This is a genomic window from Nocardia sp. NPDC051911 (assembly GCF_040681035.1).
Classification (GTDB): domain Bacteria; phylum Actinomycetota; class Actinomycetes; order Mycobacteriales; family Mycobacteriaceae; genus Nocardia; species Nocardia sichangensis.
Window position 1 is genome coordinate 248382 of the sequence record NZ_JBFAXY010000005.1, and the last position, 12146, is coordinate 260527.

At 67.6% G+C, this 12146-nt stretch carries 13 protein-coding genes and 1 pseudogene; 6 read left to right on the forward strand and 8 right to left on the reverse strand.

What is annotated here, in order from left to right:
- A complete protein-coding gene (locus AB0L97_RS08795) occupies positions 1 to 822 on the reverse strand; it encodes a DUF1684 domain-containing protein (protein WP_364426651.1) in 822 nt (273 codons plus the stop codon).
- 182 nt (positions 823 to 1004) lie between these two features.
- Positions 1005 to 1730 (reverse strand): SDR family oxidoreductase, encoded by a 726-nt coding sequence (locus AB0L97_RS08800; protein WP_364426654.1) that lies wholly within the window; start codon positions 1728 to 1730, stop codon positions 1005 to 1007.
- Between the two features lie 58 nt (positions 1731 to 1788).
- Between AB0L97_RS08800 and AB0L97_RS08805 the strand changes: the two genes are divergently transcribed.
- Positions 1789 to 2310, forward strand: coding sequence for a MarR family transcriptional regulator (locus tag AB0L97_RS08805; RefSeq protein ID WP_364426657.1), 522 nt, complete (start codon positions 1789 to 1791; stop codon positions 2308 to 2310).
- Positions 2311 to 2371: 61 nt separating this feature from the next.
- Here AB0L97_RS08805 and AB0L97_RS08810 read toward each other — a convergent pair.
- Positions 2372 to 2584: pseudogene (locus AB0L97_RS08810) on the reverse strand (carboxymuconolactone decarboxylase family protein); the annotation flags it as partial.
- Between the two features lie 90 nt (positions 2585 to 2674).
- Positions 2675 to 3169: an anti-sigma factor antagonist gene (locus AB0L97_RS08815; protein WP_364426660.1), complete on the reverse strand. Its 495-nt coding sequence runs from the start codon at positions 3167 to 3169 to the stop codon at positions 2675 to 2677.
- Between the two features lie 536 nt (positions 3170 to 3705).
- Here AB0L97_RS08815 and AB0L97_RS08820 point away from each other — a divergent pair.
- On the forward strand, positions 3706 to 4977 hold the full coding sequence (locus tag AB0L97_RS08820) for an FAD-dependent monooxygenase (RefSeq protein ID WP_364426663.1): 1272 nt from the start codon (positions 3706 to 3708) through the stop codon (positions 4975 to 4977).
- Between the two features lie 200 nt (positions 4978 to 5177).
- Here AB0L97_RS08820 and AB0L97_RS08825 read toward each other — a convergent pair whose 3' ends face one another.
- The 3 genes from AB0L97_RS08825 to AB0L97_RS08835 form a co-directional block, all read right to left on the reverse strand.
- The gene (locus AB0L97_RS08825) at positions 5178 to 5975 is read right to left on the reverse strand and encodes an SDR family oxidoreductase (RefSeq protein WP_364426666.1); all 798 of its coding nucleotides are present in this window, start codon (positions 5973 to 5975) and stop codon (positions 5178 to 5180) included.
- Between the two features lie 110 nt (positions 5976 to 6085).
- Complete coding sequence (locus AB0L97_RS08830; protein WP_355074173.1) at positions 6086 to 6529, reverse strand: pyridoxamine 5'-phosphate oxidase; 444 nt, start codon at positions 6527 to 6529, stop codon at positions 6086 to 6088.
- Positions 6530 to 6688: 159 nt separating this feature from the next.
- A complete protein-coding gene (locus tag AB0L97_RS08835; protein WP_364426671.1) occupies positions 6689 to 7936 on the reverse strand; it encodes a TIGR03618 family F420-dependent PPOX class oxidoreductase in 1248 nt (415 codons plus the stop codon).
- Between the two features lie 139 nt (positions 7937 to 8075).
- Between AB0L97_RS08835 and AB0L97_RS08840 the strand changes: the two genes are divergently transcribed.
- The 3 genes from AB0L97_RS08840 to AB0L97_RS08850 are packed head-to-tail and all read left to right on the forward strand — an operon-like array spanning position 8076 to position 10078.
- Positions 8076 to 8831 carry an ArsR family transcriptional regulator gene (locus AB0L97_RS08840; RefSeq protein WP_364426674.1) on the forward strand — a complete coding sequence of 252 codons (756 nt, stop codon included), beginning with the start codon at positions 8076 to 8078 and terminating at the stop codon, positions 8829 to 8831.
- 11 nt (positions 8832 to 8842) lie between these two features.
- Complete coding sequence (locus AB0L97_RS08845) at positions 8843 to 9250, forward strand: VOC family protein (protein WP_355074179.1); 408 nt, start codon at positions 8843 to 8845, stop codon at positions 9248 to 9250.
- Between the two features lie 12 nt (positions 9251 to 9262).
- On the forward strand, positions 9263 to 10078 hold the full coding sequence (locus tag AB0L97_RS08850; protein ID WP_364426678.1) for a TVP38/TMEM64 family protein: 816 nt from the start codon (positions 9263 to 9265) through the stop codon (positions 10076 to 10078).
- Here the strand turns inward: AB0L97_RS08850 and AB0L97_RS08855 are convergent.
- Positions 9987 to 10586, reverse strand: coding sequence for an SLATT domain-containing protein (locus AB0L97_RS08855; protein ID WP_355074183.1), 600 nt, complete (start codon positions 10584 to 10586; stop codon positions 9987 to 9989). The two genes, AB0L97_RS08850 and AB0L97_RS08855, sit on opposite strands and share 92 nt — an antisense overlap.
- A gap of 827 nt (positions 10587 to 11413) precedes the next feature.
- On the opposite strand from AB0L97_RS08855, the gene AB0L97_RS08860 reads away from it, so the two are divergent.
- On the forward strand, positions 11414 to 12028 hold the full coding sequence (locus AB0L97_RS08860) for a hypothetical protein (RefSeq protein WP_364426683.1): 615 nt from the start codon (positions 11414 to 11416) through the stop codon (positions 12026 to 12028).
- Positions 12029 to 12146 lie beyond the last annotated feature (118 nt).

Below are 12146 nucleotides of genomic sequence, written 5' to 3' on the forward strand. Positions count from 1 at the left end.
TCAGCCGCGCTCGTACGGCAGCTTCTCACCGGCTTCGATCGCGACCGGGAGCCGGTTCTCCGCGGGCGGCAACGGGCAGGTCGCCAGGTCGGTGTAGGCGCATGGCAGATTCGCGGCCCGATTGAAGTCCAGCTCCACCGAACCGTCGGCATCCGGCGGCGACAGCTGCAGCACCCGGTTGGCGGCGTATGTGGTGACCCCGGAGGTTTCGTCGGTGAAGAGCACGGTCAGGGCGCCGGGGTCCTTGCCGGGGAAAGCGGTCAGGCGCAGCGGCCGTCCGTCCAACTCGAACTCGACCTGCCCCGGCGCGTCGTAGACGTGTTCCAGTCCTTCGACAGCGGCGCCGACCGTGGTCGGCTGCGGCTCCGGGAAGGCGACATATCGCCCGGCGACCACCCACTTCGGGTGCGGCGCGTAGGCGGGCGTGCCGCGAAATGCCGTGCGCAGCGGGTTGTCCGGGTGCCGTGGCCGAACGATGTCGTGCCCGCCGCGCTTGGCGACCTCGATCACCGCGTCACCCCAGACAGCGTTCACGCCGCCGCGTTCGGGGATGACCCCGAACACATGCCTGCCGCGCACGGGTGTCCCGTCGACCACCAGCTCCTCACCGTCGTCGAGCACCACCGTCACCCCGTCGGCGCCGGTGGACCAGGCACCCGGCGCGTCGGAGAATCGCTGCGGCGTCTCGGCCAGCCAGTGCAGATCGGTGATGGCCAGGAATCCGTGCGGGTCGGCCAGTCGCGCCTCTTGTCCGCGGTGCCAGTCCTGCCAGTCGGCGACGAAGGCGTCGGTCGGAGTTGCCGCGGCGGCCTGCGCTGTCATGTGGTGCTCCTCGTCTGAAGCCGTGTCCGCCCCGGTTCGGTGCATGCAGTCCCCACGATTCGAGCCGAGACGTGCGACACCGCTCCGGACGACGAACGGAGGTGATACCGGATTCAACCGCACGCGCCCGTGCGCGAACAGAATTGCGATCAGCCCGAACCCAATCGCCGCTCACGGAGCATTCATCTGGTCGTGTGCGCACCGCCGTTGACGTGAATCGTCTGGCCCGTGATGTGCCGGGCGTGCGGGGAGGCCAGGAACTCGATCAGCCCGGCGACGTCATCGGGCTCACCCGCGCGTTTGTCGTGCGTGGAGTCGATCAACCAGCTACGCCGTTGCTCGCTCAATTGCCCTTGGAAGAAATCGGTGTTCTCGATGTAACCGGGCGCGACCGTGTTCACCGTGACACCCTTCGGCGCCAGTTGCGCCGACAAGCCGGCCGACCACGCCGCCAGCGCCGCCTTCGCGGCGCCGTAGGACCCCGCGGCATACTCCGCGCCGATCGAGCCGACATTGATCACCGCTCCACCGGGTCGCAGCCGCTCCCGCAGCGCCGAGGTGGTCAGGACCGCACTCAAGAGATTCGTCGACAGGTTCGCCGTCCACTGCTCGGCCAACTCCGCCAACGACACCGCGGCGCCGTTCCCGACGACGAGATCGGTGTTGCCCCCGGCCATGTTCACCAGCACATCCACTTCGGGCCCGACCGATTCGGCGAACCGCTCCACTTCCGTTGGAATCGCCGCATCACAAACGATTCCCCGCACTCCGAGTTCCTGTGCCGCCCGCTCCACCCGTTCCTTCGAACGCCCGGTGATCACCACGTCCGCCCCGCCTTCGGCGAACCGCTGAGCCACCCGGCGTCCGATTCCCCCGCTCGCACCGGTGACGACGACCGTTCCGCGCATTCTCATCTCCTCTCGGTATATTTAGCGCTAAATGTACCGAGGGGAGAGACTTCCGGCAATGACGCACGAAGCACACGACGAGATACCGTCGGCCGCCCGGATAGCCGCGGCATGGCGCCGTGAACTGCCCGGCGCGCGAGTCGAGTCGATCGAGATCCTCACGCCGCTGTGGCGAGTCGCCAAACTCCTCACCGACGAGCGACAGCGCACCCTCCAGCGGCTCGGCATCGACGAATCGACCCTCGACCTGCTCAGCACCCTGCGCCGATCCGGTCCGCCCTACCAGCTGACCACCCGCCAGATCGCCGCCCGCAGCCTCGTCACCGCGGGCGCCGTCTCCCAGCGCCTCGCCCGTGCGGAAGCGGCCGGGCTGATCACCCGCGAACCGACCTCGACCACCCGGCGCGGCGTCCTGGTCTCGCTCACGCCGGACGGCCATCGCCACATCGAACAGGTCGTGCCCGCCCTACTGGAGCACGAAACCGCCTTCACCGACCAACTCGCCGCCGACGAACGCACCGTGCTCACCGCGGCTCTGCGCACACTCGAGGCGGCGATCCGATCCGCCGAACCGGCATAGACCCCCGCGCCGACTCGGTCAGGCGCCGGACAGATCCGCGGACAGGTCCCTGATTTCCACGACCGGCCCGGCTCTGACCCAATTCGCGCGAGGCCGGATCGAGGATCGCGTTGCGGTAGACGGCGAAACCGCGCACAGCGTGCCGGAATACGTCCGGCGATTGAGCGAACACGGTCCACCAGTCGCCGGGTGTGGCATGGATCGTGCCGTGATCGACGGCGGGATCCTTGCCGGGGCCGAACAGCCGGTCGTAGAACAAGAGGATTCGTTCGATGTGATTGCTGACACGTCGCCTGTCAAGGCTCGATCCGCCGACCCCGGCACCAGGGCATTCGAGCGGAGCCCCGGTGCCGAGAAGACAGCGTCAGAGAGGTCGCGGCTCCGGTGTTCCGGCGTGACCGCGCCACGCCGCACGTGGCCCGATGCCGTGGAATCGCCCGCTCCGCAGCGAGTCGGCCAGCGCGTCCTCGACAGAGGAGTGAACGGGCCGCAGGGCGTCGAGGTCGAGGACGGCCACGACGCGGGCCACTACCAGCCGGTCACCGACCACTCGCAGCCGGATGCCCCGGCGCAGGCATGCCTCGGATTCTTCGGCCAAGATCAGCAGCGAACGGCAGGACATGAAGCCGAGACCGCTCGCATCGATCACGATCGACCCCGGCGCCGCGGTGGTCGCTCCGGCCTCGTATAGCAATCGCCGCCACGCGGGCAGCGTGTAGGCATCGACTTCACCATGGACGTGGACGACGGTCGCGTTGCCGCGGTGTTCGATGGTCGCGTCCAGTCCGAGGAGGGCGTCTTTCCACCCGTCCGACGAGGGGTGGGCGGCGCCGCCGAGACCGTGCAATTCTGTGCTCATAGGGCACTCGATTCATTTCGCGCCTAGCGCGCTCGATACCGGCCCACCCTGCATCCTCAAGACAGACCCGTCCCTTATTGCTAACAGAGACATGCCCATCTGTACAGCGGTGCGGATCCGAGCGGTTACCTGGACAGGTCGTGGGACGGGCTGCGGCACCTGTTGGAGTCGGCCGAGGCGGGAGGCCGCGCGCTGCTCAAGCAGGCGCCCAACTGCGGAACCGATCGACGGCGACCCGTCACGGCCGGATAGGAACAGCACGTAGCCACGCCGGGCCGTCACGGATTTCCCATGGCCGCACGCCGATCGTATGAGCGGTTCCTGCCGACCGTGAACGCTGACATTTGTTCAAGACGAATCTTCGGTCGCCCAGCAAGGTAGTCCCTGTACGGACCGTCCGAAGGAGAACCAATGGCTGAGACCAGCGCCGCTGCGGCGTCGAGTCGGTGTTCGGATCCAGATCCGAAGTGGCAGTGGAGTTTCGGATCGAAGATGCCCAACTGATCGGCGATTTCAGCAAAAAGGGAGGCATACTCGTGCGGATCCTCATCTCCGGTGCAAGCATCGCCGGACCGGTGCTGGCGTACTGGCTCACCAGGCACGGCTTCTCCGTCACCGTCGTCGAACGCGCGCCGACCCTGCGCAAGACCGGCGGCCACGCGGTCGACCTGTTCCGGCCCGCGATGGACATCTCGCAGAAGATGGGCGTGCTGGCGCGCATCCAGGAACGGGCCACCGGCACGAACCGGATGACACTCCACCCCGAAGGCGCGCGGCGGCCCGCCAGCGTGGATCTCGCCAAGATCTTCGGCGCCACTTCCGACCAACACGCCGAGATCATGCGCGACGACCTCAGCGAGATCTACTATGACGCCGCCTCCGACGACGTCGAATATCTCTTCGGCGACTCGATCACCGCGATCTCACCCGAGGGCGAGGTACGGTTCGAGAAGTCCGCGCAGCGCCGCTTCGACCTCGTCGTCGGCGCGGACGGGCTGCACTCCACTGTGCGCCGCCTGGTCTTCGGCGAGGAATCGCGCTTCAGCGCCTTCGCCGGGGCCTATCTCGGGGTGATGACCCTGCCCGGCGCCTACGGCTGCGACAGCGAACTCCACATCCACGTCGGTGTCGGCCGCACCGCAGGTATCTACGGTGTACGCCACCTCGGCGAGGCGCGTGCGTTGTTCCTGTTCCGCAGCAACCGCGAACTCGACTACCACCGCCACGACGTGTCACGGCAGAAAGAGCTGCTGCGTAAAGCATTCCACGGTTTCGACACCGACGTGGACCGCTGGCTCGACGAACTCGACCACACCCCGGCGTTCTACTTCGACTCCATCACCCAACTCCGCATGGACACCTGGTCCCGAGGCCGGGTGACGCTCGTCGGCGACGCGGGCTACTGCCCCGGCCCGGCCGTCGGCGGCAGCACCACGCTGGCCGTCGTCGGCGCGTACGTCCTCGCCGGAGAACTCGCACGAGCGGGCGGCGACCACGAGCGCGCCTTCCCCGCCTACGAACACGCGATGGCCGAACACATACGCGGCGGCCACGCCGTCGCGCTCAGCGCAGCCAAGACCCTGATCCCCACATCCCGCCTCGGTGTCTCGGGACTGGTGCAGGCCACCCGACTGTTATCCGCCCTGCCCGCAGGCCCCGGCCGCGCCTTCCTCCGCCTCGCCACCAAAAGCACACGCGTCTACAACGCTATGACCGTCGACGACTATCCATCGCCGCCCACCGCATCAGGAGGCCTGGGCGGCGACCCGTTCAGCCCTCGGACGTCAGACCCTCGAAGGTCAGGGTGAGCAGACGGCGAGCATGGTCGGCACGCCGTTGCCCGCGTCTGCGGTCGCGGGGACGAGGGTCATCAATTCGGTCACCTCGAGATCCGCGTGCACAACGACAGGATCGCCGAGCACTGGATGGTCGCGGAACCCTTCCAGGCGGCCGGATAGGCGACAGAGCGCGAGCTACGCGCGGGCGAAGTTCGCCCTGCGCGGCGCTCTCAGTAGAAGACCGGACCCGGGACGCCGCCGCCGACCGCGATGGCGTCGCCGGTGATCGCGATACTGCGGGGTGACGCGAGGAAGGTCACCACGTCGGCGACTTCCGCGGCGTCGATGACCCGGCGCAGCGTATTCTTCGCCAGCTCGGCTTCGAGTTCGGTGACCGTATTCCCCGACTCCTCGGCTTGCGCGGTCAACCGCTGGGTCAGGCGTTCGGTCCTGGTCAGCCCCGGATGCACGACCGTCACATTGATGCCCTTCGGACCGAGCTCGTCCGCCAAATTCTTGGTCAATGCCGAGACGCTGATGTTCCGAATCGTCTGGGCGATGGAATTCGCCTGGCGCGCACCGAGTCCACTGATGTTGATGATCCGGCCCCAGCGCTGCTCGACCAGATGAGGGGCGACCGCGCGGGCGGTGCGCAGATATCCGAGCACCTTGATCTCCACTTCACGCCGCACCACATCGTCGCTGGTGGCCGCCAGGTCGGCGCTCGCGCCCGCACTCCACGGCGTGGCGGCGGAGTTCACCAGGATGTCGACGCCGCCCAATTCGGCGACGGTGCGCTCCACCAGCGCCTCGACCTGGCCGTCGTCGCCGGTGTCGGTCGGTATCGCGACCACTCGCCGGCCCGTCTCCTCGGACAATGTCCGGGCAGCGGCCGCGAGCGGTTCGGCCGCACGCGCCGCGATCACCACATCCACACCTTCGTTGGCGAGCCCGCGAGCGACAGCCAATCCGATCCCTCGGCTGCCGCCGGTCACGATCGCGCGTTTTCCATCCAGATCGAAATTCACCAGGCTGACGCTAACAAGCCTGTCGATCCCGGTAACCGATCCCGCTCGACATGATCGGAACTACGCGCTGCCCCGCGTCTATTTCCGGTTCTTCCGGGGCGCGGCGAAGCTCAGCCGTTGCCGTAGACGCGATCCGGCGAGATCAACACCACCGCCCGGCGCTCGGCGGCCATCACTCTGTCGTACTCGTCCCAATCCTCGTGCACGCCACCGGCCGCGGTGAACACCTCACGCAGCAGCAACCGCAACCGCTCGGCATCGACCCCGGGGGCCGGGTCGTCCGGACCGGCGATCCACACCGGCCCCTCGGCGGCGCACCATTGCCAACCGACACGGACCACGATCGTGGCACGCGCCCGGGCCCGCAGGTTGTCCAGTTTGCGCACGCCGCCGCGTACCACCATGCCGACCACGTCGGCACCGGTCGCCGGGTGTCGCAATACGCCGGCGTTGACCAGCGACGACTGGATCGTGTTGTCGGCTCGAAGGGTGGAGACGACGCAAAGTCCGTGGTCACCGGCGATCAGCCGGGCGAAGTCCGCGAGATCGGTCACGCCGAAAGTCTACGTACTCGAGCGGGCGCGGGCCGTCGGTAACAGCGAGTTGCGCAGTGCCGCTGATATTTTCCGCACAACCCGCTCGGAAACACACCCGGCCACGCCATGCGCGCGCCGTGGCAGTGCTTGCTCCCCGGGCTCAGAAATGATCGCGGCTCAGAGTCGGCCGACGATTCGTTCGGGCGTGACCCGGACGACGACCATCGGAGTATCCCCGTAGGTGGCCGCGGCTTCCGGATTGTGCTCGCGATAGGTCTTGCCGGTGTACTTCAGCGCCAAACGATCCCGTATTTCGAGACCGCCTTCGGTGGACAGGGTCGCGGTACCGTGGATCGCGGCGTAGGTGTAGGGCTGCTCGGGTGGGTTGACCAGCACGCCGACTCGGGCGTCACGGCGCAGGTTGCGCTCTTTGCGACTGCCCTCCCCCACGACGAAGAGGACATCGTCCCCGTCTCGCAGTATCCACACCACCGATTGATGTGTGCTGCCGTCGGGCTGGATCGTGGCAACGACACCGAATACGGGCGAGTCGAGGACCTGCCGCAACCTGGCCGGGGAAATGCCCGACGCCGCCGACTGCAACCGTCCGAGCAGCTTCGTCGTCTCGCCGTACAGCCGCGCGGCCGCGGCGGCATCGAACTCGGGTCCGTGCACGTCCAACGGCTGTCCCTGCGCGATCGCGGTCAGCGCCTCGACCGGCGGATCATCCAGTACCGCGAGGATCGGGCGGATGGCCTCGTCGATCGGTCGTGCGGTGCGGCGCATCGTTTCGATCCTGGCCGCCATCTCGGCGTCGTAGTCGCCGGACAGGGCGGTATTCACCACCCCCGGATGCACCAGCACGTATCGCACTCGCGCCGACACCGGCCTGCGCGCGAACTCGATGCCGAGCAGATCGTTGAGCTGACCGCCCTGCGCGAGCGCGTGCAGGCCGTGGTAATCGCGCTCGAGACCCAGGTCGTCCCAGCGGATCTCGCCGGTTCCGCTGCCCGGACCGGCCACATTGACGATGACCGGGTTCGGGGCGGTGTTCAGCAGGTCGATCAGTTCGTAGCTGAGCACGAATCGGCTCAGGTAGAACAGCGCGAAGGTGTATTCGAACCCTTCCGCGGTCACCAGCCGATCGGACCGGTAGTGCCTGGCACAGAGCACCAGGGCATCCACCGTGGTGAAACGGGTTCGGATGGCGTCGACGGCGGTGCGGGTCGCACCGATCGAACTGAGATCCGCGGGCACGAAATGCGCACGGTCGCCCGCCCCGAGTTCCTCGGCTGCCGCGAGAAGGCTCTTGCCTTTCTCGGCGTCTCGCCCGACGACCACGACGGCGTCTCCAACGGCAAGCCGCTTCAGGGCGACAGCCCGGCCGATCCCATCGGTACCACCAACGACCACAACATATTTCATGACACAAAGTTAACTGACTAGTTCAAATAAGTCATCTTGACAGTACTGCTTATCACACTATTTGGTTCAATGAAGCCGAATTACGGAACGAGCAGAGATCGGTATATACATCAAATTGGTTTGATGTAATGTGGGCGAGGTGGGTACCACGGATCGAGCGCCGGTTCCGCTGCTGATGCGCATGACAGCACATCCGCTGCGGTGGGCGTTGATGACCGAGCTGGCGGCGAGTGATCGCCGGGTGCGGGAGCTGGTGCAAGCGGTCGGGGAGCCGCAGAATCTGGTGTCGTATCACCTACGGCTGCTGCGGTCGGCCGGGTTGATCGACGCGCGCCGCAGCAGTTTCGACGGCCGCGACAGCTACTACCATCTGGACCTGTCCCGGTGCGCGGCCGCATTCGGTGACGCCGCGGTTGCTTTGCATCCGGCGCTGGCTCCGTCCGGCCGCCCATGGCCGAAGGACTGTTCGGTGTTGTTCCTGTGCACCGGTAACAGTGCCCGGTCGCCGATGGCCGAGGCACTGCTGCGGCACCGCGTGACCGGCGTCCGGGTCGCCAGCGCGGGCAGCCATCCCAAACCGCGGATCCATCCGAACGCGGCGCGGGTGCTCCGGGAGGACTACGGGATCGACCTGGGTGCACAGCGACCGCAGGCGCTCGATGCGGTCGCCGACCGCCGCTTCGATTACGTGATCACGTTGTGCGACAAGATCCGCGAGGTACCCCGCGACCACGGCCGCGCCGTCGCGACGCATTGGAGCCTGCCCGATCCGGCCACGACCGGCGACACCGACCGCGCCACATATCCGGAGTTCCGTCGTCTCGCCGCCGAACTCGACACCCGCATCGGGTTCCCACCCATGCCCACCGCCATGTCCTCGGCACACAACAACTAGGAGATCCAGCCATGACCACGACCGCACCGATCGAACTCGCCCGAGTCCGCTACCTCATCGACGATGTGGCCGCGGCGGTCGAGTTCTACACCACCCACCTCGGGTTCACCGTCGACTTCGACGCCTCCCCGGCCTTCGCCGCAGTGGTGCGCGGCCCACTGCAGTTGCTGCTGGCGGGGCCGAAGAGTTCGGCGGCACGCCCGATGCCCGATGGCGCTACCCCGGAACCCGGCGGCTGGAATCGTCTCCAGCTGGTCGTCGACGATATCGCCGCCGAGGCCACGCGGCTGCGAGCCGCGGGCGTCACCTTCCGCAACGACATCGTCGACGGCCCCGGCGGGCAACAGGTGCTCCTCGAGGACCCCTCCGGCAACTTTGTCGAACTGTTTCAGCCCGCGCCCCGCCCGACAGCACGCTGAGAGCATCGACTCATGCCGGTCGACAAGCTCGCCGCTGGTGTAGCGGCCACCGATGGTCACCGCGGGCCGCGGTGGCGTGATCCGCGGCTGATCGCCGTCGTGCTGCCGCCGGTCGTGTTCGTGGCCGGCGCGGTACTCGTTCCGCACCTGGGTGCCGACCAGATCCGCAGTTGGGCACAAGAAACCGGTCCGTGGCTGCCGCTGGCGTTCTTCACCGCGCACGCCGCGGCGACCATCGTCCTGCCACGGATCGCGTTCACTCTCAGCGCCGGACTGCTGTTCGGTCCGGTCACCGGCGTCGCCGTCGCGATCGCCGCGACCACGGTCAGCGCGGTCGTGGCGTTCCAGCTCGTGCGCGTGGTCGGCCGCGAAGCCGTCGCGGCCCGGCTGCTGACCCATCCTGCGGTCGCCGCGGTCGACCGGCGCCTGGCCCGCCGCGGCTGGCTGGCGGTGGGGTCGCTGCGGCTGATCGGCCCGGTGCCGTTCGCGCTGATCAACTATTGCGCCGGCCTGTCCTCGGTCCGGCTCGCGCCCTACCTGGTCGCCACCGTCGTCGGCGTGCTGCCAGGAACGATCGCGGTCGTCGCGCTCGGCGACGCTCTGACCGGGCACACCAGCCCGGCCTTGCTCGCGACCACCGTGGCCTGCGCCGCGATCGGAGCGGCTGGACTGCTCGTCGATGCCCGTCGCGCCGACGAACCAGTAACGAACGCGCCTACGACACCGGCAGCCGGCGCTACCTCCGATCCAGCCTGCTCATCCGCGGTTGCGCCGACAGCTGCAATTGCCCGGTCCAGCTGTCGGTTTCGTGTGCGATCACCTCGTTGACCCGGTAGGAGAAATCCCGCAGCAGTCCCATCCTGCGGTCGATCTCCCCATTCGAATTGGCGGGCGCGCGGGAGACCGAAGCCCACTCGAGTTGGAAGTCGCACAGCATCGCGTTGATCGACTGCGCGCTGCGGATGTCGCGCGCCCACGCCGTCGAGACACCGAAGAAACGGTCGCATGCCGCGCTTCCGGCGGCGCAGGCGAGCAGGATGTATCCCCAGCTCGGGTCGATGGCGTGGACTCCGGCGGTGGTCAGCAGGGGCACCAGGATTCCGAGTAAGCCGAGCACGATCATCGCCGCGGTGAGGGCTAGGCTCGCCCGCCGCTTCGTTAGACCGTCCCGCGAATACCACTCGCGCGCGTCCATGGCGTACGCCTCGACACGTTGGAACAGCCGGGCAAGGGTCTCATCGGAACTCGACCAGTCGGCGGAGCGGAGGTCCAGCGAACGCGGTACTCCGAGATCCTGCGAGCGATCCCCGCCGATGGGCGATCGGTGCTCTGTCACGGCCCGTACTGTATCTCGCCTACGGCTCCAGAATCACCTTTCGGCCGTTTGCCAGGCGGCCGGAGCGGCGTCGGCAACCCTACTCGGCACGTCCGATCGGCACCGCCGGATGCACCGTTTCATCTTGTGCGGCAAGGTTTTTCAGCTCGCGGCTAGATCGTGGACTGATTCCGCGTCGACCGCGCCGAGGCGTTGCGATGCGTGGATCGACGAAAGTTGCGACTTAGTAACGGATTCGGGCGACACGTGGTCTCCAGGTAAGTCGCCGGTCAATTCCGGAACCGCTGCCGGAAAGATTGCAACGGCACCGAATCGGACTGTGCTACAGATCTTTCGACGGCCGCCTGCGATGCGGACGAACGGCGCCGCACCGATCGCTGTCCGACGTCGGCAGAATGCACCGAACTCTTCCCGAACGCGGTAGTCCGTCTGCTCGAATGTTCACACAGACCTGGAAGCCGAAGTGCCGGGCGAAGGGTGGGGTGGCCGGGTGAGCCGATCTCCATTTCCGCACCTGCGCCCAGGCGCCCCACCGAGATTTCAAAATCGCGCTGATCGCAACCATTCTCCGAGCGTTCGGCAGCTCTTAACGTCCGGATAACCCTGCTGCCTACCGTGCGTGAGGCCGACCGCAGTCGGGACCGCCCTGTCCACCCGGGTTCCCGACGGCGAACCCTTGTCCTCGAGTTCGGAGCGAAGTGCAGCCAACGCCGTGGTCAGCAAAGGACACTCGACTCGAGCGAGAACCGAGCGCGGCGCCGGGACGGCACGGCGAATTCCGTGCATCCCTGTCGGCGTTGCGGGGCCACTGGGGCTACCTGTGCGCCGTGGCCGGCAGTATCGTCACGCTGATCCTGCTGTTCCAGCCGTGGCTCAGGGCTGTGGGCGCCGACGGCAAAGCCAGTGCCGATGCCTTCGGCCGGATCACCGCGACCACTTCCTACCTGAACGTCTGGTCGTCGTCGCAGCCGCCCACCGCGCGGATCAGCGGCGCCCTGGCACTGCTGTCCGCGGGCGCGATCGTCTTCACCGTCTGCGTGGTGGTGGTGAATCTCCGGCTTCGCACCGAGGTCCTATCACGCACGGCGACGGTGTGCGCGGTGACGAGCGCGGCGCTGGTCCTGCTCACCGTGCTCTACATCAACAGCAAGGCTCCCGAGCTGCGCGCCATGCTCGCCCGCTCCACGGACTTCGGCGGGCAGGTCGGCATGGTGACGAGTTGGGCGTTCGGCAACGGCAGCCTGATCGCGCCGGGAGTCCGACAGGTCTCCTACAACACCGCGGGACTCACCCACTGGGCTCTGCTCGCAGGTATCACTTCGCTGGGCTCGGCCGTCATCGCCGTCGCCCAATGGGCCTACAACCGTCCGGCCACGGCGCTGCGCCTGCCACGCCGTACGGCCGGTGCGCGTTCCGGCGAACCGGCCGGACGCGTCGAGTGAGCAGGCCCGCGGGCCACCTCACGCTCCGCTGACGCCTCGATCTGCCGCCGGTCGGCACGCGTGGCCGGCCGTCGCATCGGCGGCCTTCACGATCCCACGCGACGGGACGGCCGAGCGC